We start from the raw sequence: 25,086 nt of genomic DNA on the forward strand, positions 1-25,086 counted from the left end.
CTTGCCATCATGAAACAAATGAACACCATGAAGCAACCATTCTTGGTGAATAATAATAATTAATCCTCAACCGAAAACAAACCTGTAGACAAATAACGATCACCACGGTCACACACGATACATACAATCACAGCATCTGGGTTTTCTTCAGCGATTTTAATCGATGCCCACACCGCACCACCAGAAGAAACACCCGCGCTAATCCCTTCTTGACGCGCTAAACGACGTGCAGTTTTTTCCGCTTCAATTTGTGGAATGTCCATAATACGATCGACACGTTTAGGCTCAAAAATCGTCGGTAAATATTCTTGTGGCCAACGACGAATCCCTGCAATATTTGAACCTTCCGACGGTTGCAAACCAATAATTTGAATATCAGGATTTTGTTCTTTTAAATATTTAGAAATTCCCATGATCGTACCTGTCGTTCCCATCGAACTGACGAAATGGGTAATTTTACCGCCTGTTTGTTGCCAAATTTCAGGGCCTGTGGTCAAGTAGTGTGCTTCAACATTATCAGGATTACCAAACTGATTTAAAACTAAGCCTTTGCCTTCACTTTGCATTTGCAAAGCCATATCACGTGCTTGTTCCATATTTTCAGATTCAATCAATTCAGCACCATAAGCACGCATGGCATCTTTGCGCTCTTGGCTCGAACCTGCTGGCATGATCAGCTTCATTTTATAGCCACGCATAGCAGCCACCATCGCCAATGCAATCCCTGTATTCCCACTGGTCGCTTCAATCAAAGTATCGCCTGGTTTGATCTGCCCACGCTGTTCAGCTTTCATAATCATATTATATGCTGGACGATCTTTTACAGAACCTGCTGGATTATTGCCTTCAAGTTTTGCCAATACTGTTGCTTGAGTATGACTCGCCAAACGCTGTAGACGCACCAAAGGTGTTTTACCTACATAATGGTCTAACAAAAAAACATCGGCTAAAAAATCAGGTTGTGTATTACTCATGGATTGCACCTATATCGAGGTGCGCATATTGTATGAAAAAATAAATGCTACTGCACAACTTTCCTAGTGATTTTGAAAGAAATGATCAAACTAAACCCAGATTATATTTAGGTAAATAAACTCAATTTAAATTATTTATTGAATAAAATTAAACATATATATAAATGCAAGAATACTTTAGAATTAGAAATGATAAAGTTATCTATAAAACAGCATAACAATACTCAAAGTTGCAAGAATTTTAATCATATTGTCATGCAGGATGAATAAAGCATGTTAATATTCTTCGCATGAGCAATGAGTTGCTGGAACCATGTCGAATTTCAATAAAAAACTCTTTAAACGCTTAAAACTGAATCACGCTTATGGTCAACTGATTGCGTTAATTTTCGTGCCAATTATGGTTTTGGCATGTGTAGGCACTGCGCTCGTCCTTTCTGAGACGTCCTCGGCTGCAAAATCAAAACAACGTTTTCAAGCGATTGCCATTCTCAGCCGTTACCAATACACCGCAGAAAAACTCACAGCGGTCATGGAAATTAATAAAACACAGCATATTAAAGCTGAAAATATTTTACAAAAAATGTTCAATGAGAAACATTTACTCAGTGCAGCTGTGATTGATGCAAATAATATCAATCATTTAAGTATTGGTTATCAAAGCAAGCGAACTTGGCCTCAAATCCCAAAATCAGGTACTTTTTTTGGTCCAATCCAAAGTAAAACCAATAATATTTATGGCATAAAACTCAATCCAATCAACAGCACAGAAAATATGTGGTTGGTGATTGAAATGGATAATCAGCCCTTAGAAATCGCTCATTACCGCGTCATGATTGTACTCATTACGACAGCGCTATTTACCCTATTGTTACTTTTATTGTGTTTGAATTTTTACTCACGTCGTTGGATCGCTCCAATGTACGAAATTCGGATGCAATTACAACGTCTAAACGCAGATACGCTTGATCAACACATGGTCATTAACAGCACAGGGGAATTGCGTTTACTGCAACGTGATATTGCCAATGTGGTGAAACGTTTACATTTTAGTTTTCTTGAACTGAAAGAACACACAGAGCAGACTGAGGATGATTTGCGTCGTACTTTGGATACATTAGAAGTTCAAAACATTACCTATAAACAAGCACGTGACCAAGCGATTTTATCGAACCAGTCAAAATCAGTATTTTTGGCGAATATCAGTCATGAATTACGTACACCATTGAACAGTATTGATGGTTTTATTCACCTGATGTTGCGTCAAGATAATTTGAGCAATGATCAAAGCCTATATTTACAAACCATTCGTAAATCTTCTGCGCATCTTTTGGCATTAATTAATGACGTGCTGGATTTTTCAAAGATTGATGCAGGAAAATTAGAACTTGAAACTGCCCCATTTGATCTCGAAGAAGCAATTTTTGATGTGATGGATATGTTGTCACCATTGGCAGCACAGAAGCATATCGAAATGGCGTTTTATTTTGCAGACAATGTTCCGAAATACGTGATTGGCGATGCTTTACGCTTCAAACAAATTTTGACCAATTTAATTTCCAATGCGATTAAATTCACCCCTGATGGTGAAATTATTGTCCGTGCCCGTATGGAGCATGATGATATTGGACAATGCTTATTACACTTTAGTGTTCAAGACAGTGGGATTGGACTGAGTGGTACAGACCGTAAAAAACTATTTGAGTCATTCTCTCAAGGGGATGCATCGGTTACTCGTCAATTCGGCGGTACAGGCTTAGGTCTAGCCATTTCCAAACAGCTTGTGCATCTCATGCATGGCCAAATTGGTTTTGAGGATAACCAAGAACGCGCACCGACTGAAAAAGGCTCGACTTTCTGGTTTACTGCGATGCTTGCGGTCAATGAAGATGAAGATATTGTTCATCCATCATTTAGCGAACAAAAAGTGGTGTCGTACTTGGCACATCCTGCGACTGCAAATGTATTGCGTCATTATCTTGAAGATTATCAAGTTCAGCACAATGAAGCACAGTCGATCCTCGATTTGTTTAGTCGCTTAAACAGCTTAGGACAGGATACAGATAATACATGGTTGATCGTCGATCATAGTGGTGATACTGAAGCATTACTGAAAGAAATTCGTGGTCGTTATCAAGGGCATTTGGCTGTTTATGGCTATCAAATGTCACTTGATCCAAATATGCTCAGTGAATATAAAGCACGTCCCTTGTATCAACCTTTAAGTCGTAGTTCGGTCATTCAACTACTCAGCAATAAACCTGTCTTTGAGCAAGAACAACACAAAGACTTTAAAGGACAAGATTTACATATCTTGGCAGTTGATGATCATTTACCAAACCTGATTGTGCTTGAAGCTTTATTGGGTGAGTTGAATGTCAAAACCACTAAAGCACAAAGTGGACAAGAAGCCTTAACCATTATCCAACAAGGCATTGAACAAGGTTCAAAACCGTATGATTTAGTGTTTATGGATATTCAAATGCCTGTAATGTCAGGGATTGATACCACCCGTGCGATTCGCTCTTTGGAATCAACTTTAGATGGTATGCGTATGCCAATTATTGCACTTACTGCACATGCTTTAGCGGATGAAAAGCAAAAATTATTGAAAGTAGGTATGGATGATTACGTCACTAAACCAATTCAAATTGAACAAATCATTCAAATCCTCACCAATTGGACATCTGATAAATTTATCCAACAGAAACAACAAACCAATGAAAATAAAGTCTATATCGAAGCATTTAATACCGATATTTTAGATTGGAAACAAAGTCTTGCTTTAGCTGCCAATAAAGAAGACTTGGCACAAGATTTATTAAAAATGTTGGTCGATAGTTTTCCAACGGAACTGGATGAGATAGAGCAACTGATCGAGTTGGAAGACTTTCCGCAACTTGAGCACGTCTTACATCGTTTATACGGCGCAACCCGTTATGTGGGTACACCAAAATTACAACGAGTCACTGGTGAATTTGAACAGTTCATTTCCACACTCCGTAAAGAACGTCGTAAAGCAGATGAAAACTTTATCCAAGAAGTTCTACGCCGTTTAGATGATCTACAAGTGGCTATTCGTGAAGTAGAAACTGCTGCACAACAAATTTTACCGAATTAGTTTCGATCAGTTCAATTGAGCAGTTTAAATTTATTAAATTGCTTCAACTGTTTTTCAGCATCGTCAATGGATAGATTTAAAATTTTCTGTGACTCTCCTGTCATGTAACTCTGCCATGCTCATGCTATGCTGATGACCAAGGAAAAAAGAGTCTAGATCATGGCACTATTACATATTGAAAAAAATAACGGCATCGCAACAGTTTCACTAAACCGTCCAGATAAACGTAATGCAATGAGCTTTGCTTTACTCAAAGAACTGGTCAAAACTGCTGAAAAAATCAAAAAAGATCGTAGTATCCGTGTGGTGATTTTAACTGGTGAAGCCAATGTATTTAGTGCTGGAATTGATCTTGCAGATTTGAACAGCCCGAACAATAGAGCTTTTGCAGCATGGGAATTGATTAAACCAGGACAAAGCTTATTTCAAAAAGCTTTTCTAATTTGGCAAGAACTACCTGTACCTGTGATTGCTGCAATAGAAGGTTTCTGTTTTGGTGCTGGGATGCAATTAGCTTTAGCCGCGGATATTCGTATTGCACATCCAGAAACTAAAATGTCGATTATGGAAAGTCGTTGGGGCTTAGTGCCTGATATGGGTTTAACCCGTTCGATCAAAGGAGTGATTGGTATTGATCTAGCCAAAGAACTCACTTTAACAGCACGAATTTTTGATGGTAATTATGCCAAAGAGATTGGACTCATTACCCATATAGATGAATCACCATTGGTAAAAGCTCAAGCCATTGCAGAAGAAATGCTACAACGCTCTCCAGATGCACTTGCGGCAGCAAAACGTGTCTTAGACGCGATGGAACACGAACCGAAAAAATCTTTACGCTTAGAAAAAATTTGGCAACTCAAATTACTCTTGGGTAAAAATAGTCAAATTGCACGTAAAAAGGATAAACATCCTGAAATGCAATTTGTGCCACGTCAATTTAAATAAACGAGCATAGATCACCTGCTTAAATTAATAACCGATGTTACGTAGTAACATAAAATTTTTGTTTCATGATAAAAATGGATACGCGATAACGTCATCCGCAACGTGTTTGAGGCAGGACTACTTTTAATCAGATATGTTTCTGCGACATATCCGATATTTTGACAGAAGTTGACGAGTTTTGCGGTGAGAAGCGAAGCTTCGCAAGATGGTTTCCTTGTGAAGCTTCGCTTCTCATTTGCCGAAACAAAAGTACCTCGAGCCTGAGCGAGTTAAAGCACTGCTTTAACGATGCGCAAGACGCAGTGGCTAATCCTGAAATTAAAACTTATGATGTAAGACTCCGCCAAAGAAACTTAACAATCTTTAATGTATGAATACGTCTTTAATCAATAAGTCATCTTAAAACACGATTCAAAATGGTTGAGTAATAAAATGAATTTTGACCGTCATAGTAAAATTGCATTCCTCGGTATGGGCTTAATGGGAAGCCGTATGGCAACCCGATTAATCCAAGCAGGTTTTCACGTTGCCGTATGGAACCGAACAGCAACTGCCTGTGAAGCATTGATTGATATGGGTGCTCACCCATTGAAGATTGAAAATATTTCAGAATATCCAATCATTTTGACCTGCCTCGCGGACGATCAAGCAGTACAAAATGTCTATGACTTGATTGAACCATACTTAACGAACAATCAAGTGATTGTGGATTTCTCTAGCCTTTCAGTCGATAAAACCAAACAACTTGCAGAACAAGCGAAAGCCAAACAAGTAACGTGGATTGATTCTCCTGTTTCAGGCGGAACAGCAGGTGCTGAAAATGGCACACTCGTCATTTTTGCAGGTGGTGATGCGGAAACGATTCAAGACTTAAGCATTGTTTACAACATACTTTCTCAACGTGTGACTTGCATGGGTGGAACAGGTACAGGACAAGCGACGAAAATCTGTAACCAATTAATTGTGGCTGCAAATAGTACACTCATTGCAGAAGCGGTGGCACTTGCAGATCAAGCAGGTGTGGATACCACATTACTTGCACCCGCACTTGCAGGCGGCTTCGCTGATTCAAAGCCCTTCCAAATCCTTGCACCACGCATGGCGACCCATACTTTTGAACCAGTACAATGGAAAGTTCAAACCTTATCAAAAGATTTAAACAACGCTGTCCAACTTGCACAGCAATTCAATTTAAATATTCCAGTCGCGCAACTCGCTTTAAGTCGATTGCAAGATCATCAAAATAATGGCTTTGCTGAATCTGACTTAGCGACAGTGATTCAACATGTCGAAGTAAAATAGGCGATGTATTTAAGATATATACGACTTCAGCATAAACATATTGAAAAATAGTCCATTGCCAACTACATTGGAGATGAAAGCCCATTCACGCAAGGAGCAATTATCATGACTAAACTCGCAGTAAATCTCTCGATGATCTTTACTGAAGTCCCACTCATTGAGCGTTTTGCTTTAGCGCATAAACATGGTTTTCACAATGTTGAGATTCAATTCCCCTATGAATTAAGCATCGAAGAGATTCAAGCTCAACTGGAACTACATGATTTACATATTTGCCTAATCAATGTTCCGGCGGGTGACTTAATGCAAGGTGGTGATGGTCTAGCAGGTATTCCAGGACGTGAAGTCGAATTTCATCAGGCACTCACACTTGCGATTGAATACGCAGATGCTTTGAATGTGCCGAGTGTGAATATTCTCGCTGGAAAGCAACCAACTGACGCTGACTTACTTCCCTGCCTAAATACTTTAGCCAATAATTTAAAACTCGCATCCCACATGTTGTCTGATCATGATATTCAACCAGTTTTTGAAATGATCAATGGCACAGATATGCCTCGTTTCTTGGTACAAAATATCGCCCAAGCACAAGAAATGCTTGAGGCAGTACAACATCCAGCCTTAAAAATGCAATTTGATTGCTACCACATGGCAATGATGGGTGAAGACGTATTAGCAGCATTACAAGAAAATATAGACTGGATTGGGCATATTCAATTTGCAGACTGCCCAGGTCGCCATGAACCAGACACCGCACAAATTGATTATTTATCTATTTTTACATGGCTAAAACAAAGCACCTATACAGGCTACATTGCTGCGGAATATCGCCCACAATCTCATTCTAATCAATCATTTGCATGGATGGATAAGTATTTCTCTAACAACCATAGCTACTAAATAAACAATTTTATCGAGCTAGAGATGCGTTCTAAAATTTGTATTTTTTAGCCAAAAGCGCTATATTAGAAGGTGAGATATTGTTTGGAAAACACACTTTATATGAATTTAGAACCATCGCCCAGCGCTTCTAATTCTCACGAACTTGCAATGAACACTCGCAATCAAGACCTAAAAACTTGTTTAAAAGTTGTACAAGAAGCCCTACTTGATGTAAAAGCAAAAGATATTCTTGAACTTGATGTAAGCTCAATCAGCAATGTTGCAGATGCAATTGTAATTGCAAGCGGTACGTCAACTCGTCATGTTAAAGCACTTGCTGACAACGTTGCTGAAGAAGCACGTAAAGCGGGTTTTCGCCCAATCGGTGTAGAAGGCGAAAGAGATGCTGAATGGATCCTGATTGATTTAGGATTTGTTGTTGTGCATGTTATGCTACCAACCGCACGTAAATTTTATGATTTAGAAAGTTTATGGCGTGTAAGCCCTGAAAGTGTTGCTTAACTTTCAATAGATAGAAATAGTTTATAAAAAGCGACGTTCATGTCGCTTTTTTAATGTGCAAATTATTCATGAATTTCAGTTATCGGGATCATCTTGCGCATCATTTGAAATACGATATAAGCGATACCAAAACTCCAAACAAAGTTGATCAAAACGCCAACCCCTTGCTCCCATAAGGTTGCTCTATTCATCAGCCCCACGACTGAATCATTGAATAAAGATACAGCAAGTGTTCCCCAAATTCCGCAGAAACCATGTACCACTATCACCTCTCGGACATGTTTTGAATCAATCCAACGTGTTAATAAATGTGGAGTTTGTATGGTCAAAAATCCAGCAACCATCCCAATAATCAATGCAGATGAAATCTGAACAAAGCCACAACTTGCTGTGATTGCAACCAGTCCACCTAAGGCAGATTTAATTAAATCTGCCCAAGAACTCTTTTTACGATAAAAGATAAGAGATAATATAAATGAAGCGAATATTGCTCCGAGTAGAGCTGAAAATGCATTAAATACAATATTACTAATCTCAATATGAATTGAAGTAATATAAATGACGTTTAGACCAGACCAAGCCAGCCATAATATAAAACCAGCCAATGCAAATGCTAAAATTTTATAATCTTCAAAAATTATATCTTGTTTATGTAGCTCTATTTTTCGCTGTGACTTAAAAATTAGATACCCTGCTAGAACAATCCATGCTGCCATAGAATGCACAACTGTAGATCCTGCAAAATCAATAAAACCAAGTTTTTGCAGCCAACCACCACCCAAAACCAAATTCCCCCAAGACCAACTTCCAAAGAAAGGAAAAATGATTGCGGAAATAATAAAACTCATGATTGCGTAAACAGAAATAGGTGCAGTATTCGGAATAATACGCCCAACGATTGTGGTAATGGTGGTCGCCATTAAGGTATAAAAAAAGACTAAATTCCAATGCCAGCCATGCATGTTATGACTTATTTGCTTAAGGTTTTCAAACCACCCCAACTCAGCAATGATAAAACAGAAAAGACCAAAGCATGCTGTACCGAGAATTGCAAAAATATAATTAATCAATAAACAAATAATGCTTTTTGCATTATTTTCATAACCGCCTTCAGCAACAGCAAAACCAGCCTGCATTAATATGACAAAAACACCACCTAGAAATAATAATTTATAATCTGTTAATAGATTAAAAGCATGAATATCACTTTCTAAATTTGAGGCAAAGCAAGCTGGCGTCAGTATGATTAAAATTAAACTGAGCAAGAATTTTAATCGAGCCATATAAAACCGCCCCAAAATTTTTAATTATTTTTTAGCAAAACTTGCGTAACAATAATGAATAATTTTGAACTTGAATAATAACAATATCGCAATTATAGACATTTTTGAGTAAAAATACACACTTACATTTTATAGTCTATATCATGAACTATTGTTCTGATTAATTTCAATCACTTGGATTTTCAGCATGTCCTAATGCCAAAATATTTTTTAAACAAATAGTCAATTTTAAACTGGTAAATTAACAATAGAGAGCTTCACACTCAGTCAATGTTGAATAATCTGAATCCGTGGAAAAGCAAAACCTTTACACGAAAGTTCAGAACGCCATGCAACTGTCAACATCACATCTGATAACTGGAAATTTTGATACGCAAAACTGCCCAACAGTGCATGTGTCGAAATTCCACCATCATTCACTTCATGCACTTTGGTATTCAGCTCATTTAAACTTAGTCGAATTCCCAAGCCTGAAGCCTTTAAAATCGCTTCTTTGGTCGTCCAAACTTTAAACCAAAATGCGGAATCAAATCCTAAATCCTCCCAACTTGCATACTCTTCAGGATGAAAAGCATGTTTTGCTAAAGCATCAAAACGGACTTTTCGGTTCAAATCTTCTACATCCACACCTAAGTCAGGTATATTTTGACTACTCACCAAAGCATAATGTTGCTGACTATGCGAATGATTCAGGTAAAACTTTGGATAATCAATTAAATAAGGCTTTCCAAATTCAGTTTTATCAAACGAGTCATTATGAATATCAGTTACAAGATAGTTGGATAATAGTTGATTACGATATTGATAAATAGCGCTTTTCAACTCTTGGATCTGACTCTTTCGATCACGAGTTTGAAAATTTGGAATAATATTCTGAATAGAATTTAGATCTAATTGAATCGTACGAGTCACAAAACATCCCTGCTGTTTTTTGAATATCTTAAAACAAAAAAACCCAAAGATCACTTTGGGTTTTCATTTCTTCATATCTGAAATTAACGTTTAAATTTCTTTTCAGCTTTCTTAAACTTCTGAATATAACGACGTTTACGTGCAGCAGTACGCTCATCCATTTGTGACTTGCGCCCTTCAAATGGGTTTTCAGAGGTTTTAAAGTCAATTCGTACTGGCGTTCCTTCAAGTTTATACACTTTACGGAATACGTTTTCTAAGTAACGACGATAATCCGCAGGCGTTTTATCTACTTTATTACCATGTACAACGATCGTCGGTGGGTTTTGTCCGCCCATGTGCGCATAACGCATTTTGATACGTTTACCACTAATCATCGGTGGTTGATGCGCTTCTGTTGCATCATTCAAAATCTGCGTCAATTTTGCAGGTGAAACTTTCAAATGCGATGAATCATAAGCACGGTGAATCGTAGGGTACATATCTCCCACGCCTGTACCATGCAAAGCCGAAATTAAATGCACTTTCGCCCAAGGGATAAAGTCAAAACGACGATCCACATCCAATTTACATTGTTTGCGATCGTATTCTGTCATGTTGTCCCATTTATTAATGGCGATCACCATGGCACGACCTGCTTCAAGCGCATAGCCAATTAAATGTAAATCTTGTTCAACAACACCTTCACGCGCATCTAAAACCACAACAATCACGTGTGCATCTTTGATTGCTTGTAAAGTTTTTACGATTGAGAATTTCTCAATCATTTCATCTACTTTACCTTTACGACGCACACCTGCAGTATCGATCAATGTGTATTGACGACCATCACGCTCATAAGGAATATAAATCGAGTCACGTGTTGTACCAGGTTGGTCAAATGCAACTACACGGTCTTCACCTAACAGGCGGTTAACCAATGTTGATTTACCCACGTTTGGACGACCAATAATCGCTAAACGTAAGCCTGTGGCTTTATCATGCTCTGCTTCATCTTCGTCTTCTGGAACATCTGTCAACACTTCTTCAAGCATTTGCTGCACGCCACGACCATGACTTGCTGCAACTTGCAGGGGTTCACCCATACCCAACTTGTAGAACTCAACCAAAGCTGCTTCAGCGTGTACACCGTCAACTTTGTTGGCAACCAAATAAACTTTTTTACCTAATGTACGCAATTCACGAGCAATCTGCTCATCTGAAGCAAGCAAACCTGCACGTGCATCTACTACAAATACAATAATATCTGCTTCATTGATGGCAGTTTTAGACTGTTCTGCCATATATGAATCAATACCACCTTCACTCTCGCCGATACCCCCAGTATCGACAACAATGAATGATTTATTTTCATATTTAGCATCGCCATATTTACGGTCACGGGTTAGACCTGCAAAGTCAGCAACGAGGGCATCACGGCTCTTGGTAATCTGGTTAAATAACGTTGATTTGCCGACGTTTGGACGACCAATGAGCGCAATTACGGGTTTCATAAAATAACCTTTATTCAAGATCAGCCAGTTTGACTGGTCTGAACATCAGAAACATATCGGAAGAAAAAAGTAGGAAAAACCTAAAATAAAAACACGGGGCATTGATTTGCAATCACCCCGTGCATGAAATTCATACGGATTTCTCTATTTTAACATAAGACTAAAAAAATAGAGAATCCTAATCGTACTTGTTAATGATGCATTAACGATTTTGCCAAATACTTAAAGCACCTTTACGTGTAGAGACAAAGAGTTGGTTATCCACCACTCTTAATGTACGGACTTCGCCAGAAGTCTTGGTACGCCCTAAAGTTGCACCTGAATTCAGGTCAACTTGATGTAAGTAACCATCTAAATCACCCACTACTAAATTTGGACCCAATGCAACAACATTACTTAAATTACGATTAAGAAGTTGTTCATTTTTCCAAAGCTCATTTCCAGTAATTAAATCATAAGCCACTATTTTGCCATCAGTTTGTGACACGATGACTTTTCCATCTACAACTTCAGGACGATTCAAACTGCTTGAATTTTCGCTCCAAAGAACACTTTGCGATGCTAAATCAAGAACAGTGACTTGCCCTTGAAAACTCGTAGTCACCACATATTGCCCAGATACCACTGGTTCAGCATCAACATCAATCAAGCGTTGAATATCTGATCGACCTTCAGACACTGCAACCCGACGCTGTAAGCGCGGAACACCAGCAATACTATCAATTGCAAATAAATAACCTGTTGATGTTCCAATCAACACAGTACGCTCATCTAAACGCACTGGTGTAGCCTGACCACGAAGGCTAAATGAAGCATTTGGTAATTTATAGGTCCACGCTTGCTGTCCAGATTCTACATCAAGCGCATAAACTGTACCGTCGTTGGCAACCACAATGACACGACCAGATTGAATCAGTGCCGAGCTAATGATTGCCCCAGACAGTTGCGCTGACCATTTCTTTTCGCCAGTGCTTTGATCTAAGGCAAATAATTGACCTTTTTGATTTCCTACAATCACCAGACCATCAGCAGCTTCTACGCCTGAACTTAGACCTTGCTTAGTCACTTTAGTTTCCCAAAGACGTTGCTTCCCTTTATAAGCAGCAACTTCACCTTTTGGATCTAGTGCAAACACCACACCATTGTCTGAATCCAAACGTATACGTAAAGCATCTTCACTATTCGTTGCAGAAACATTGGTTGAAAAAACTTGTACCAAACTTGATGCTTGCGCAACTTTAGGTAGTGGATTTGGCTTAACTTTAACTTCTTTAGTTTTATTGCTCGAACAACCGACTAATGCGATTGATAAAATTGCCAAAGCAAACGGTATTTTAAAATTTCTATCCATTAAGACTTATCCACTCGTGCTTGCATTGCTGGATGTTCAGTCACAGACTCATCCGATTGCGTTTGTAAAATTGGGCGTTCAAGATCAGGATCTTCTACTAATACACCAACACTTTCGAGTTTAATTTGTAAAATTTGGCGCTCTTGTTTACGCTCAAGAACTGAGTTCCATGCCGCTTGATATGCTTTTTTTGCGTTTTCAATATCATTTTTTGCAACATAAATATCACCTTTCAACTCTTCAGATGTCGCTTTAAAAGCAGCTTCATCCACAGTAGATAAGGTTTTCAAGGCTTCATCATATTTTTTCTGCGCTAATTGTGCATCTGCCAGCTTAAGCTTTACAACTTGTAACAGACCCGCATCTTTTAGCTTAGAATTTTCGACTTTTTTGAGTTCACGTTCAGCTAAGGCATAATCATTTTTGTCATAAGCTAATTTCGCCATGACGATTTGTGCTTGAATCGCTTGTACAGAATCAGGATTCTCTTTCACCATTTTGTCCGCAGAAGCAACCAAAGCTGCAGTGATTTTTGCATCACCATTTGCAGCTTTTTCATCATCCATCAATTGCTGAACTTTAGCCGTTGCATTTTGATTTTCTGCTAAAGTTTTCTTTTGCCAATATTGCCACCCGAAAAAGGCAATCAATGCAATGAGCACACCAGTGACCATTGCTGAGCCATATTTCTGTAAAAATGACTTCATACTATCAAGTTGCTCTTGATCAGTCATTGCGCTCATTTGATTCCCCTTTTCCTTATGTTTTAGGGTTTAAATTATGGTTTTGATTGGTCGTTACTTCGTTGAAAATTGCTCAGTGAAGAAACCAACAATATCATCAATTGAAACTTCATGTTGCTCCGCTGTCGCAAGTTCTTTCACCAAAACTTGTTTTGCCTCAGCTTCACGCTCACCAAAGATTAAAGCATAGACCGCACCCGACTGATCTGCTTTCTTCATTTGGCTCTTCATCGAACCTTGTGAACCCGTTTTCAAACGAATGCTACTATTTGCAGATTCTAGTTGATCACGGATTTGTTCAGCCAATACCAAAGCCTGACCTTGCGTTACAGGATCTGAAACCAAGAATAGCTCACACTCACGAACAGGCGTATTGTCTTCAACTTGCTCAAGCAACAACAATAAACGCTCCATACCCATTGCAAAACCGACAGCAGGTACAGATTGATCAGGCTTGCCTTTGAGCTGACCAACTAAACCATCATAACGTCCACCCGCACACACTGTTCCTTGCGAACCTAAATGTGTGGTTGTCCATTCAAAAACAGTTTTGTTGTAATAATCTAAGCCACGAACCAATTTTTGATTAATGACAAAAGTAATACCCGCATCTGTTAAATACTGCTTCAACTGCTCAAAATGTTGCAGGGTTTCTTCACTCATAAAGTCAAGCAGTTTGGGAGCATTTTCTAAAATTTGCTGTGTTTTAGCATCTTTAGAATCAAGAATTCGCAAAGGATTCGTAGTTAAACGACGCTGTGAATCTTCATCCAAATCCGCTTTATGATCATTTAAAAATTCAACCAAAGCAGCACGATATTCAGCACGTTCATCAGACTCACCTAAAGTATTTAACTCAAGTTGAACTTTATCTGCCACGCCCATGCGTTTCCATAAACGCGCAGTCAGAAGAATCACTTCCGCATCCTGATCAGGTGTCGCAACACCAAAGGTTTCCACACCAAATTGGTGGAACTGACGATAACGACCTTTTTGCGGTTTTTCGTAACGGAACATTGGCCCAACATACCAAACACGCGGGTTTGCACCACGAAGTAAGTTATGTTCAAGCATCGCACGTACACAACCTGCTGTTCCTTCAGGACGCAAAGTCAAAGACTCAGGTGGATTACCTTTGTCCAAGAACGTATACATTTCTTTTTCAACAATATCTGTCGCATCACCAATTGAGCGTTTAAACAAATGAGTTTGTTCAACAATCGGAAGACGAATTTGTTGATAACCATAAGCATCCATTAACGATGCTAAATGTTGCTCTAGACGTCTCCATGCAGCTGTTTGTGATGGAAGAACGTCATTAAAACCTTTAATTGCGACAATTGAACTCATGAACTACTCAGAACTTGTACGTATAATCTCTTTAGCTTTTGCTTCTTCGTGTGCTTTCACACGTTGACGAACCATAGTTTCGATTTCATCAACTAACTGATCGGTATCGATTAAATGACTCTTTTCGCCATTACGATACACCAGTGAACGCGGGCTTGCACCTACCACACCAATATCAGCCTCTTTGGCTTCACCTGGACCATTCACTTTACAGCCAATAACCGATACATCCATCGGTGTACGAACATCTTCTAAACGCTCTTCTAAAGCCTGCATAACTTTGATCACGTTAAATTCCTGACGTGAACAACTCGGACAAGCGATAAAATTAATGCCGTTAGAACGAAGACCTAATGATTTTAAAATATCAAAACCAATTTTAATTTCTTCTTCAGGCTCTGCTGCCAATGAAATACGCATGGTGTCACCAATGCCTTCCATTAACAAACCACCTAAAGCGATCGCAGACTTCACTGAACCAGTACGATATATTCCAGCTTCAGTCACCCCCAAATGCAATGGATTATCAATTTGTGCAGAGAGTAAGCGGTATGCATCCATGGTTAAAAATACATTAGACGCTTTTACCGAAACCTTGAACTCATGAAAATCTAAACGATCCAAAATATCAATATGACGCATCGCAGATTCAAGCAAGGCTTGACCTGTAGGCTCACCATATTTCTTTTGAATGTCTTTTTCCAAAGAACCCGCATTGACACCAATGCGCATCGAAATATCATGATGACGTGCTGCTGCAACCACTTCACGAATTTTGGCTTCAGAACCAATATTACCTGGGTTAATACGAAGACAATCTGCCCCCATATCCGCAACTTTCAGCGCGATTTTATAATCGAAATGAATATCTGCAACCAACGGCACTGTCACGCGCTTACGAATTTCACCAAATGCTTCAGCTGCTTCCATCGTTGGGACAGAAACACGCATGATATCTGCACCAACATCTGCACAACGTTGAATTTGAGCAACTGTAGCATCAACATCGCATGTTTCAGTATTGGTCATACTTTGGATAGTAATCGGCGCATCACCACCGACATAGACTGAACCAACACGAATTTTACGCGTTGGGCGTCGCTTGATTGGATTCTCAATCATGATTTTATCTACTCTCGTCCATTAACGTGATAAACGGAATTCTGCTTTTCCGTTCACTGTATATGGAGACAATGAAATCTGTTCATTATTAAGGCTTAATGACACAGCAGTTGCATCATCCAGTCGAATTTGAAATGGCGATTGACCACTAAGATTTAGGGTTGCACTTTGACGACCAGTTGCTAACACTTTACCAGTACTATCAATAATATGCACTGAAGTCGGATGGCTAAAATTCAATACCATTTGATCGCCTGAAGTTGCAGTCGCATTGTTTAAATTCAATACTTCTACTTCTGACTCTTGTGGTTTAGCACCAGTATCATCGCCACTTTTACTTGAAGTGAACTTTTGAATGCCTGCAATAATTGCCCAAATAATGGCGATCGCCACGATCGCAATCAAAGCACGTTTTAACCACTTTTTATTACGATCACTGTTTGAACCAGGAAGTTTCCCCATAATTTTAATGGGTGAATTATTCAAGGCATGGTTCGGCATAAGTCCTGTATCATTTTGATAAATTTCATCAAAACGTTGAATCAATGCAGTTGCATCAACATTCAAGAACTTCGCATACGAACGATAATAACCTTTGATAAATGTTGCTTCAGGTAAAGACTTATACTCATCTTGCTCTAATGCTTGTAGGGTTTTTACAGGCATTTTCAACTCTTTCGCAACATCGGCGATATCTAAAACTTTAGATACACGAATTTGACGCAGGTACTCACCTGGGCGTTGAATATTTCCTAAACCATTAGATGCTACGTTTGAACCTGTAGGTTGCTGTGAATTAGGATTTACTTCCATACGGCCTCAGTACTATTCTGCAATTGCAGATAACGTTGATATTCTTTACTGTCAGGGAATAATGCACGAAGTTGATTCACCAACACTTGCATTCCCATCTGGTCTTGATTGGCACGTGCAATACGCAATCCAATCCAAAGTGCACGTGCACCTTGTTTATCCTGACCTACTAAACGAACATATTGCTCATAGAGTTGACGTGCTTGTGCATTTTTTTGCTGCAAATAAAAAATCTCAGATAACTCTACCAAAGAAATGACTGAATCGCGATTCACTTGCAAGGCTTGTTTGAATGCTTTTTCAGCATTGACCACATCGCCTACCTTCAAATACACGCGACCCAAATTTTCTAAAGCTTTGTAACGCTGATCATATCCTAATGCAGCACCAGCTATGCTCAACTGTTCGATGGCATCATTATAACGCTCACTAATAAATAAATATGTTCCATAATTATTACGAGCTTGTGCATTTTTTGGGTCACTAGAAATTGCACGCTTAAAATAGCCATCTGCTTTTTCCATACTGATTTTACTGCCTTCTTGTTGCAGTAAAACACCCATCATCATATTGGCAGCTGAATCCCGTGAATCAGTTTCAAGCGCTTGATCTAATGCACGTTTTGCTGCATCCAAATCACCTGAACGGATGTATTCTGCAGCAAGTTGGGTACGTACTTTGACGGCTTTCTCTGGATCTTTTTTACTTATTGGACCAGTACTTGTCGTCTGACAACCTTGAATAGCCAATGCGAATAAACCAATTGTCAACATTACAATTGCTTTTGAATACATCGATTTTTTCAAAGCTCGCCCCCATTTACATCTAAAATAGATTATGAATACAACAAGTCTCAACCTTGCGAACGTATAATTTCTCCACGCTCTGCAACTTTCTTTTTCCATTGTTCCGCACGACGGGTACGATCTGCCACTTGTCCCACCAATTGACCACAAGCTGCATCAATATCATCACCACGTGTCTGACGAATCGTACACACAAAACCTGCATCAGACAAAGTTTTTTGGAAAGAAATGATACGATTTCGGCTTGAACGCCCATATGGTGCGTGCGGAAATGGATTGAATGGAATTAAATTAATTTTACTTGGTAAATTTTTCAATAACTTAATCATTTGCTGTGCATGTTCAGGTTGATCATTCACACCTTCCAACATCACATACTCAATGGTCACGTGTTTACGCGAGCTCTCATTACCATCTTTGGCAATATAACGCTGACATGCAGCAATCAATTGCTCTAATGGATATTTTTTATTAATTGGGACAAGTTCATTACGTAGCTCATCATTCGGCGCATGCAATGAAATCGCTAAAGCGACATCAATATCTTTTGCCAATTGATCAATTTTAGGAACAACCCCTGAAGTTGACAATGTTACACGACGCTTAGACATACCATAAGCAAAATCATCCAGCATGATATTCATTGAACTTAATACGGCGTCATAGTTGAGTAATGGTTCCCCCATACCCATCATCACCACATTGGTCACTGAACGTTCACGGTCTGCAACAGGCACTTCTTCCATATAAGAATAATTTGCCATCCACAATTGACCAATGATTTCATCAGGCGTTAAATCACGTTGAAAGCCTTGTTTACCGGTTGAGCAGAATGAACAATCGAGCGCACAACCGACTTGCGAAGAAATACATAAAGTCTTACGCGCACCCGTCTTATCTTCAGCGGGAATTAAAACCGTTTCAACCAAAGAACCCGCGCCATCACCAACACGGAACACCCATTTACGTGTACCATCTTTGGAATAGTTACGGTGTACTACTTCTGGTGCTTTAATTTCACAAATACGTTCTAATTTTTCACGCAATTTTCCAGAAATATTGGTCATTTCCGCAAAATCAGTCACAAAATACTGATGAATCCATTTCATCACCTGTCCCGCGCGGAATTTTTTCTCCCCCATTTCTTCGAAGAATTTTTCCAATTGCGGACGTGACATGCCAAGTAAATTCACTTTCTGCACATTTTCAGCCTGAATACGTTCAGCCTTTACAGATTTGGATTGTGTAGGCTGTTGTTCATCTTGATTTGACGATGAAGCGACAACTTCAGAATTCATGTGATTACTACCTAAAACATATCATGGGATAAAATATATTGATCAATATTCGATGGAAATATAGTCAATAAAAATAAAAAAACCAGACAAGCAGTATATCACTTATCTGGTTTCGGGTCTGTTATCAATTCATAAATCTAAGATTTAATCCTTTTTAGCCTTGACCCTAAATACATCGAATTAACGAGTACGTGGGCAAACTTCAGTTTGAGCGAAGAAGTAGTTTACTTCACGATCAGCAGAAGCTACAGAGTCAGAACCGTGAGCAGCGTTTTCATCGATGCTTACAGCGAAATCTGCACGGATTGTACCAGGAGCAGCTTCTTTAGGGTTAGTTGCACCAAGAATTTCACGGTGAGCAAGAACTGCGTTTTCACCTTCAAGAACAGATACAACAACTGGACCAGAAGTCATGAATGCAACTAAATCAGCAAAGAAACCACGTTCTTTATGTTCAGCATAGAAACCTTCAGCTTCAGCTTGAGAAAGGTGTTTCATTTTAGTCGCAACGATTTTAAGACCAGCTTTTTCGAAACGAGCAAAGATGTCACCAATGTGGTTTTTAGCAACTGCGTCTGGTTTTACGATAGATAAAGTACGTTCAATAGCCATGATTGGCTCCTTAAGTCAAATTGACACGAAATTTTGGGCGCATTATACCGAATAATGAGCAATATTCTGCTTTTAATCTGTAAAAAAATTAGATTTTTCGATGTGCTGTGTTCTAAGCAGGCTCAATAAGGATTAATTTGACTCGTCAATCCAAGCCATTTGAATCGCTTCAAGCAAACCTTCGGTCGATTTTGTTGGGTCATCACTAAAACCAGGTAATGCACAAATCCATGCATGCAAATCAGTAAAACGCACCCATTGTGGATCTACATCTGGATGCGCTTCGGTTAATTCTATTGCAATATCAAGAGTATCTGTCCAACGTAAGCCCATACAGGTCTTCCTTTGCTCAATTTAATCCGCTTACTGTATCAAATCTCGGCCGATTCAGAAACTCGATTCATTCAGAAAAAGTACGCAAGACATTTATTATGAAACATTCATTTCTTTACTCTGAAAGATAATTATTCACTCACAGCTCATTCAAAGTTAAAACCTTGATGATCAAAATCATCTACTTCTTTAACAATGAAATGGCGAGTTAACATCAGAAAAATCATCATAGTATTACTCCTAAATACGGCGCACTAATAACAATCAAACTTGCCACACTTGCACCAATCAATGCACCGACAATCACGTCACTTGGATAATGTAGCCCCAAAACCATACGTGATAAGGCAATTAACACTGTAAAAGGCATCATAATGAATAGCATTACGGGTTCAATATAGCCAAATACAATGGTTACCATCACCGCATGTAGAGTATGTCCAGATGGAAAACTAAAATGATCCAAAGGACGTTCACCTAAAACAATGACTTGATGAACTTGATAAGGTCTAGGTCGTACGGTTTTATGTTTTAAGAACTTATAGATCCCTGTACCCAATAAACCTGCAACAACCACAAAGAGAAGTTGCAAACCATAGGCAAAACCCTTCTGCAACCAAATCAAAAGCAACATGGTCGCCCAGAATGCGCCATCACCCAAGCGACTCACCACTTTAAAAAAAGTCGCAATGCCTTGGGTATGCGATAAATTATTGAGATACAAACAACCTCTAAGGTCGAGATCAAGCATTTTTATTTTGGTATTTTTTAAATTCATTTTCACTCTCCTCTCATGATTTGAGATGAACTACATCATCAGTCTTGCATTTTGCTTGACCTGATATAACGCTTCTTCGAATTGTTGTACTGGATGCTGCCACCCGATACTTTGTACATTTTGCATTGCTTGCTGCCCCATACGTTTCAGCACAGTGTTGTCTGGCAGTTGTAAAACGTGTTGCGTAAGTTGTTGAATATCACCGATCTTACACAACCACCCTGTTTGAGCATGTATGGCATGAAGCTGTGCGCATGCGTAATCATAGGCAATCACAGGTAAACCACTTGCCATTGCCTCAAGCACCACATTGCCAAAAGTTTCAACTTGGCTCGCGAAGACAAAGACATTGGCACTTGCATAAGCTTCAGCAAGTTGCGTACCACTTAAACTGCCCATAAAAACAATATGTTCTGCACCTTGCATTTTCTCTAAACGAGCACGGTCTGGACCATCACCAACCAAGACCAATTTCACTTTACGTGATGATTGTTTTCGTAGGGCTAAATATGCATCCATCACCACATTAACTTCTTTTTCAGAAGATAAACGTCCAACATAAATCAGCACTGTGGTATCAGCATCTGCGCCCCATTGCTTTCTTAACGCTTCTGAATAACGCGTTGATGAAAATCGTGCTGTATCAATGCCACGTCCGACCACGACCAATGGGCAAGTCACACCAAACTCACGCAAGGCAAGTTCAGTATCTCGACTCGGTACACAGGTCAGTTGCGTGGCATTATGAAACCACTTTAAATAGCTTTGAATTGGCTTAACTAAAAAAGCCAAATCAAAGAAACGACTAAACTCTTGAAACTGTGAATGAAAGCCACTTGAAACAGGGATTCGTCGAGTTTTCGCTGCATGCAATGCCGTAAAACCAAGAGGTCCTTCTGTCACGATATGCACCACATCTGGTGAAAAAGATGAAATTGCCTGAGAAACTTTGAGAAATTGTGGCCAGCCAAACTTCATATCAGGATATTTAGGAATGGATTGTCCATTCACCAAACATTCTTTGTTGGGAGAAAAGTCAGTACATGTGCTTTTTTGCGCAGGACGAATCAGTAAAATCTTATGTCCTTGCGCTTGCAAGCCTTTACAGAGTTGCATCAAGGAAAGCGCCACACCATTAATTTCTGGTGGCCACGTCTCTGTGACAATGGCAATTTTTAAACGAGGGCGAGAAAGATCACGAATAAAGTTTTCTTCAATCGTTACGGTTTTTTTCTTATTTTGTTTAAAAAAGAACTTCAAACTTTCTGGAAAATCTTGTTGTTTATATTGCAAGGTGTTCGCGAACGGCTTATTCATACGCTACCTAATCTATTCATTTTGATTATAGATTAGGCAATTTTGTTTACACTTTAATGTTTATTTGATGACAGTTTTTTGAACAATTACTACTCATTAGAAATTTTATTCAGCAATCCATTTTCTACTTGATAAATCTGCCCATTACCAAAATCAATCTGCTGTTTTTCACCATGCAAGTTTGGCAAACCGACGATTTTTTCAAGTTGTGGTGAACGCTGAAATTGTTGCGTCTTTGGATTGTACATCCAATAAATATAGCGTTTATCTTCTACACGTCGACCATTTGATATATCTGAAACAAGTACGTCATAGTAACCATCAAAGTTGATATCCATATAACCTATACTATTTGGATAGCCTGTAAAAGCTGTCAATGTTTGTGCCACTGTATTATTGTTTTTATTGATGACATCTATACGCTGCAGCGTTTTTCCATAAGGATTCGTGGCATCATTTTGACCATAAAATTTAAAGACAAATACAGGCTTATTGGCGACTTTAAATGCAGGCTCGAACTGTATCGATGTTCCAAATGTATTCTTTTGATCTGACAAAAGTGCTTTAAATAGTCCAGTATTCGCATTAAGCACGCCACTCAATTGATATGTGTCTGTAGAATCTTCACTACTGACCGATTTCAAATTAAGCTGATCACCTTTTTGTGTGCCTTTAAATTTAGTTGTTTTACTCTCCACTAAATCATAAAGTTCCGCATGTGGGTTATTAATTCCCGCATAGAGACTCATGAAATAGCGCCCTTCATTGGATTTCACCATACGTTGCATCGAAACACGTACACCTGTGATTGGCTGCAAACCCTTTGAATCGGCAATGGTCTGATTTGGAATGTTTTCAGCAAAACTAAAGCATGAAATTGACAATGCAGCCATTGCGACAATAAGTTGAGTTTTCATGTTTCAGCCTCACACATTTCTTAAAGAAAATAATGTGTAATTTATCACAAAAATAAAACATCACCCACAAAGTTAAAACTATGCTTTATCCAATTCCAATTTTTAAAGTTTAATCGTGACCACACAAATACTGCTTACATATAGTACACAACTTAATATAAGGATATTTTCATCATAAATATTAACTAGTTATCACTTTCCTTCCGTAAATTAAAATTCAAAATAGCATAAAATGGTTTTTCATCAATGCTATATAGTTTTTGCCCGTAGAACACCTGCTTAGCGCATTGCCCAAATTGCGAAGGTGTCATTGTCCAATTTTTTTCTGCAATGCCATCCTTGTTCACGTATGAAATAACCTCAAAAGAAGTTGGTCTAGCAACGGGCACACACTGCTTAAAAACCTCAGCTAAAATAGGCCCATAAGAATGATTTAATTGTGAATTAATTTCTGGAGGTAGGCTATTCTCAAAATCAATCGCCTTTTGCTTTAATGTGCTATATTCCAATACATCCACATCCTTAGCCGAAGCAATAAAGGCAATTCCACTAAAGTGTAAAACATTTAAAATTTGTATAATTTTTTTCATAGCATTTCTCATTATCTATTTTCGCAAAATAATATTTCAGCAATATCTTTATAATATATCATCCCATTAAATCAGTCTCATAACAGCACTGAATTGAATTCGCTACTTTTTCATTTAAGACACACGGTACCCTTTAATCTTAAAAAACCCACTCAATCGAGTAGGTTCTTTAAGATCAAACTAAAACTTAGTTCTTTTCTTTGTCTACGATTTTGTTCGCTTGAATCCTGAGTAGGATCTCCTACGCAAGTGAAGATAATTAGCAAAGCACCGCTTTGCCCGAGTGCAAGAGTGAAGTCGCACTTCACTGCACACACAGAAACTCAAATAAAAAACCCTTGTTATAAAACAAGGGTTTTCTGACTTAGAAACTAAAACTTAGTTTTTCTCTTTGTCTACGATTTTGTTTGCTTGAATCCTGAGTAGGATCTCCTACGCAAGGGAAAAGGATTAGTAAAGCATCGCTTTACAACTTTGAGGCACGTAATTTTACTTTATCAAATACCATAAAAAACCCACTCAATCGAGTGGGCTCTTTAAGATCAAACTAAAACTTAGTTCTTTTCTTTATCTACGATTTTGTTTGCTTGGATCCAAGGCATCATCGCACGAAGTTTACCACCAGTCACTTCGATACCGTGAGCAGCGTTTTGACGACGACGAGCAGTCATAGAAGGATAGTTCAACGCACCTTCTTGGATGAACATTTTCGCATATTCACCAGATTGGATACGTTTAAGCGCATTGCGCATCGCTTCACGAGACTGTTCATTGATTACTTCAACGCCAGTTACGTATTCGCCATATTCAGCATTGTTTGATACTGAATAGTTCATGTCCGCGATACCGCCTTCGAACATCAAATCAACGATTAACTTAAGTTCGTGTAAGCATTCGAAGTAAGCCATTTCTGGAGCATAACCTGCTTCAACCAAAGTTTCGAAGCCCATTTTAACCAATTCAACAGCACCACCACAAAGAACTGCTTGCTCACCGAATAAATCAGTTTCAGTTTCTTCACGGAAAGAAGTTTCGATGATACCTGTACGACCACCACCTACGCCTGAAGCATAAGAAAGCGCAACATTACGTGCATTACCAGAAGCATCTTGGTGAATCGCGATTAGGTCAGGAACACCTGAACCACGTTGGAATTCTGAACGTACAGTGTGACCAGGCGCTTTTGGTGCAACCATGATTACGTCTAAGTCAGCACGTGGCACAACTTGGTTATAAAGAACAGAGAAACCATGAGCAAATGCTAAAGTTGCACCTTGCTTGATGTTTGGCTCAATCACGTCACGGTAAAGTTGTGATTGGAATTCATCCGGAGTCAAGATCATTACTAAATCAGCTTGAGCAACAGCAGCAGGAACTTCAGACACTTTAAGACCTGAATTTTCAGCTTTTTTCCAAGAAGTAGAACCAGCACGTAAACCTACAGTTACGTCAACGCCAGAGTCTTTAAGGTTAAGCGCATGTGCGTGACCTTGTGAACCGTAACCAATGATCGCTACTTTTTTGCCTTGGATGATAGAAATATCTGTGTCTTTATCGTAAAAAATTTGCATTGCTGTCTCCGCTAAAATGCTGTGTTTCCTCTTCTTATCCTAAAGATT

At 38.8% G+C, this 25,086-nt stretch carries 23 protein-coding genes; 5 read left to right on the plus strand and 18 right to left on the minus strand.

Annotated elements, in window-relative coordinates; genetic code table 11:
* Nucleotides 1-59: 59 nt before the first annotated feature.
* On the minus strand, nt 60-974 hold the full coding sequence (gene cysM, locus BEN71_RS16020) for a cysteine synthase CysM (RefSeq protein WP_068973281.1): 915 nt from the start codon (nt 972-974) through the stop codon (nt 60-62).
* Between the two features lie 313 nt (nt 975-1,287).
* Between cysM and BEN71_RS16025 the strand changes: the two genes are divergently transcribed.
* The 5 genes from BEN71_RS16025 (at nt 1,288) to rsfS (ending at nt 7,749) form a co-directional block, all read left to right on the plus strand.
* On the plus strand, nt 1,288-4,095 hold the full coding sequence (locus BEN71_RS16025; protein ID WP_068973280.1) for a GacS-like sensor histidine kinase: 2,808 nt from the start codon (nt 1,288-1,290) through the stop codon (nt 4,093-4,095).
* A 159-nt stretch (nt 4,096-4,254) separates the two neighbouring features.
* The gene (locus BEN71_RS16030; RefSeq protein WP_068973279.1) at nt 4,255-5,043 is read left to right on the plus strand and encodes a crotonase/enoyl-CoA hydratase family protein; all 789 of its coding nucleotides are present in this window, start codon (nt 4,255-4,257) and stop codon (nt 5,041-5,043) included.
* A 432-nt stretch (nt 5,044-5,475) separates the two neighbouring features.
* A complete protein-coding gene (locus BEN71_RS16035; RefSeq protein WP_068973278.1) occupies nt 5,476-6,345 on the plus strand; it encodes an NAD(P)-dependent oxidoreductase in 870 nt (289 codons plus the stop codon).
* 105 nt (nt 6,346-6,450) lie between these two features.
* The gene (locus BEN71_RS16040) at nt 6,451-7,245 is read left to right on the plus strand and encodes a hydroxypyruvate isomerase family protein (protein ID WP_068973277.1); all 795 of its coding nucleotides are present in this window, start codon (nt 6,451-6,453) and stop codon (nt 7,243-7,245) included.
* A gap of 102 nt (nt 7,246-7,347) precedes the next feature.
* Nucleotides 7,348-7,749: a ribosome silencing factor gene (rsfS, locus tag BEN71_RS16045; protein WP_068973276.1), complete on the plus strand. Its 402-nt coding sequence runs from the start codon at nt 7,348-7,350 to the stop codon at nt 7,747-7,749.
* A 62-nt stretch (nt 7,750-7,811) separates the two neighbouring features.
* On the opposite strand, the gene BEN71_RS16050 is transcribed toward rsfS, so the two are convergent.
* From BEN71_RS16050 to ilvC, 17 genes are all read right to left on the minus strand, one after another.
* Entirely contained in the window at nt 7,812-9,032 is a 1,221-nt protein-coding gene (locus tag BEN71_RS16050) for an ammonium transporter (RefSeq protein WP_068973275.1), read from the minus strand.
* A gap of 267 nt (nt 9,033-9,299) precedes the next feature.
* Entirely contained in the window at nt 9,300-9,944 is a 645-nt protein-coding gene (locus tag BEN71_RS16055; RefSeq protein ID WP_068973274.1) for a 4'-phosphopantetheinyl transferase family protein, read from the minus strand.
* 83 nt (nt 9,945-10,027) lie between these two features.
* The gene (gene der / locus BEN71_RS16060) at nt 10,028-11,437 is read right to left on the minus strand and encodes a ribosome biogenesis GTPase Der (protein WP_068973273.1); all 1,410 of its coding nucleotides are present in this window, start codon (nt 11,435-11,437) and stop codon (nt 10,028-10,030) included.
* A gap of 202 nt (nt 11,438-11,639) precedes the next feature.
* The gene (bamB, locus tag BEN71_RS16065; RefSeq protein WP_068973272.1) at nt 11,640-12,788 is read right to left on the minus strand and encodes an outer membrane protein assembly factor BamB; all 1,149 of its coding nucleotides are present in this window, start codon (nt 12,786-12,788) and stop codon (nt 11,640-11,642) included.
* Nucleotides 12,788-13,531 (minus strand): YfgM family protein, encoded by a 744-nt coding sequence (locus BEN71_RS16070; RefSeq protein ID WP_068973271.1) that lies wholly within the window; start codon nt 13,529-13,531, stop codon nt 12,788-12,790. Before BEN71_RS16070 ends, bamB begins: the two co-directional genes overlap by 1 nt.
* Before the next feature lie 54 nt (nt 13,532-13,585).
* The gene (hisS, locus tag BEN71_RS16075; RefSeq protein WP_068973270.1) at nt 13,586-14,881 is read right to left on the minus strand and encodes a histidine--tRNA ligase; all 1,296 of its coding nucleotides are present in this window, start codon (nt 14,879-14,881) and stop codon (nt 13,586-13,588) included.
* 3 nt (nt 14,882-14,884) lie between these two features.
* On the minus strand, nt 14,885-16,003 hold the full coding sequence (ispG, locus tag BEN71_RS16080; RefSeq protein ID WP_068973269.1) for a flavodoxin-dependent (E)-4-hydroxy-3-methylbut-2-enyl-diphosphate synthase: 1,119 nt from the start codon (nt 16,001-16,003) through the stop codon (nt 14,885-14,887).
* A 21-nt stretch (nt 16,004-16,024) separates the two neighbouring features.
* Nucleotides 16,025-16,816, minus strand: a complete 792-nt coding sequence (locus tag BEN71_RS16085; RefSeq protein ID WP_068973268.1) for a helix-turn-helix domain-containing protein — start codon at nt 16,814-16,816, stop codon at nt 16,025-16,027.
* The gene (gene pilW, locus BEN71_RS16090) at nt 16,807-17,610 is read right to left on the minus strand and encodes a type IV pilus biogenesis/stability protein PilW (protein WP_068973267.1); all 804 of its coding nucleotides are present in this window, start codon (nt 17,608-17,610) and stop codon (nt 16,807-16,809) included. The genes BEN71_RS16085 and pilW overlap by 10 nt, the downstream gene beginning before the upstream one ends.
* Nucleotides 17,611-17,669: 59 nt before the next feature.
* Nucleotides 17,670-18,920 (minus strand): 23S rRNA (adenine(2503)-C(2))-methyltransferase RlmN, encoded by a 1,251-nt coding sequence (gene rlmN / locus BEN71_RS16095; RefSeq protein ID WP_068973266.1) that lies wholly within the window; start codon nt 18,918-18,920, stop codon nt 17,670-17,672.
* Between the two features lie 180 nt (nt 18,921-19,100).
* Complete coding sequence (ndk, locus tag BEN71_RS16100) at nt 19,101-19,532, minus strand: nucleoside-diphosphate kinase (RefSeq protein ID WP_016166212.1); 432 nt, start codon at nt 19,530-19,532, stop codon at nt 19,101-19,103.
* Between the two features lie 132 nt (nt 19,533-19,664).
* Nucleotides 19,665-19,865 (minus strand): Fe-S cluster assembly protein IscX, encoded by a 201-nt coding sequence (gene iscX, locus BEN71_RS16105; protein ID WP_068973265.1) that lies wholly within the window; start codon nt 19,863-19,865, stop codon nt 19,665-19,667.
* A gap of 226 nt (nt 19,866-20,091) precedes the next feature.
* Nucleotides 20,092-20,643 carry a phosphatase PAP2 family protein gene (locus tag BEN71_RS16110; RefSeq protein ID WP_068973264.1) on the minus strand — a complete coding sequence of 184 codons (552 nt, stop codon included), beginning with the start codon at nt 20,641-20,643 and terminating at the stop codon, nt 20,092-20,094.
* Nucleotides 20,644-20,673: 30 nt separating this feature from the next.
* A complete protein-coding gene (locus BEN71_RS16115; protein ID WP_068973263.1) occupies nt 20,674-21,960 on the minus strand; it encodes a glycosyltransferase family 4 protein in 1,287 nt (428 codons plus the stop codon).
* An 89-nt stretch (nt 21,961-22,049) separates the two neighbouring features.
* Nucleotides 22,050-22,877 (minus strand): XAC2610-related protein, encoded by an 828-nt coding sequence (locus BEN71_RS16120; protein WP_068973262.1) that lies wholly within the window; start codon nt 22,875-22,877, stop codon nt 22,050-22,052.
* 185 nt (nt 22,878-23,062) lie between these two features.
* Complete coding sequence (locus BEN71_RS16125; RefSeq protein ID WP_068973261.1) at nt 23,063-23,467, minus strand: hypothetical protein; 405 nt, start codon at nt 23,465-23,467, stop codon at nt 23,063-23,065.
* A gap of 554 nt (nt 23,468-24,021) precedes the next feature.
* Nucleotides 24,022-25,038, minus strand: coding sequence for a ketol-acid reductoisomerase (ilvC, locus tag BEN71_RS16130; protein WP_068973260.1), 1,017 nt, complete (start codon nt 25,036-25,038; stop codon nt 24,022-24,024).
* Nucleotides 25,039-25,086: the final 48 nt, after the last annotated feature.

The sequence above is a fragment of the Acinetobacter wuhouensis genome (genome assembly GCF_001696605.3).
In the GTDB taxonomy this organism is placed as follows: Bacteria; Pseudomonadota; Gammaproteobacteria; order Pseudomonadales; family Moraxellaceae; genus Acinetobacter; species Acinetobacter wuhouensis.

Coding starts and splice junctions, on each gene's coding strand:
- cysM (WP_068973281.1), bottom strand. CDS start 974: ATGAGTAATACACAACCTGATTTTTTAGCCGATGTTTTTTTGTTAGAC.
- BEN71_RS16025 (WP_068973280.1), top strand. CDS start 1,288: ATGTCGAATTTCAATAAAAAACTCTTTAAACGCTTAAAACTGAATCAC.
- BEN71_RS16030 (WP_068973279.1), top strand. CDS start 4,255: ATGGCACTATTACATATTGAAAAAAATAACGGCATCGCAACAGTTTCA.
- BEN71_RS16035 (WP_068973278.1), top strand. CDS start 5,476: ATGAATTTTGACCGTCATAGTAAAATTGCATTCCTCGGTATGGGCTTA.
- BEN71_RS16040 (WP_068973277.1), top strand. CDS start 6,451: ATGACTAAACTCGCAGTAAATCTCTCGATGATCTTTACTGAAGTCCCA.
- rsfS (WP_068973276.1), top strand. CDS start 7,348: ATGAATTTAGAACCATCGCCCAGCGCTTCTAATTCTCACGAACTTGCA.
- BEN71_RS16050 (WP_068973275.1), bottom strand. CDS start 9,032: ATGGCTCGATTAAAATTCTTGCTCAGTTTAATTTTAATCATACTGACG.
- der (WP_068973273.1), bottom strand. CDS start 11,437: ATGAAACCCGTAATTGCGCTCATTGGTCGTCCAAACGTCGGCAAATCA.
- bamB (WP_068973272.1), bottom strand. CDS start 12,788: ATGGATAGAAATTTTAAAATACCGTTTGCTTTGGCAATTTTATCAATC.
- BEN71_RS16070 (WP_068973271.1), bottom strand. CDS start 13,531: ATGAGCGCAATGACTGATCAAGAGCAACTTGATAGTATGAAGTCATTT.
- hisS (WP_068973270.1), bottom strand. CDS start 14,881: ATGAGTTCAATTGTCGCAATTAAAGGTTTTAATGACGTTCTTCCATCA.
- ispG (WP_068973269.1), bottom strand. CDS start 16,003: ATGATTGAGAATCCAATCAAGCGACGCCCAACGCGTAAAATTCGTGTT.
- BEN71_RS16085 (WP_068973268.1), bottom strand. CDS start 16,816: ATGGAAGTAAATCCTAATTCACAGCAACCTACAGGTTCAAACGTAGCA.
- pilW (WP_068973267.1), bottom strand. CDS start 17,610: ATGTATTCAAAAGCAATTGTAATGTTGACAATTGGTTTATTCGCATTG.
- rlmN (WP_068973266.1), bottom strand. CDS start 18,920: ATGAATTCTGAAGTTGTCGCTTCATCGTCAAATCAAGATGAACAACAG.
- ndk (WP_016166212.1), bottom strand. CDS start 19,532: ATGGCTATTGAACGTACTTTATCTATCGTAAAACCAGACGCAGTTGCT.
- iscX (WP_068973265.1), bottom strand. CDS start 19,865: ATGGGCTTACGTTGGACAGATACTCTTGATATTGCAATAGAATTAACC.
- BEN71_RS16110 (WP_068973264.1), bottom strand. CDS start 20,643: ATGAATTTAAAAAATACCAAAATAAAAATGCTTGATCTCGACCTTAGA.
- BEN71_RS16115 (WP_068973263.1), bottom strand. CDS start 21,960: ATGAATAAGCCGTTCGCGAACACCTTGCAATATAAACAACAAGATTTT.
- BEN71_RS16120 (WP_068973262.1), bottom strand. CDS start 22,877: ATGAAAACTCAACTTATTGTCGCAATGGCTGCATTGTCAATTTCATGC.
- BEN71_RS16125 (WP_068973261.1), bottom strand. CDS start 23,467: ATGAAAAAAATTATACAAATTTTAAATGTTTTACACTTTAGTGGAATT.
- ilvC (WP_068973260.1), bottom strand. CDS start 25,038: ATGCAAATTTTTTACGATAAAGACACAGATATTTCTATCATCCAAGGC.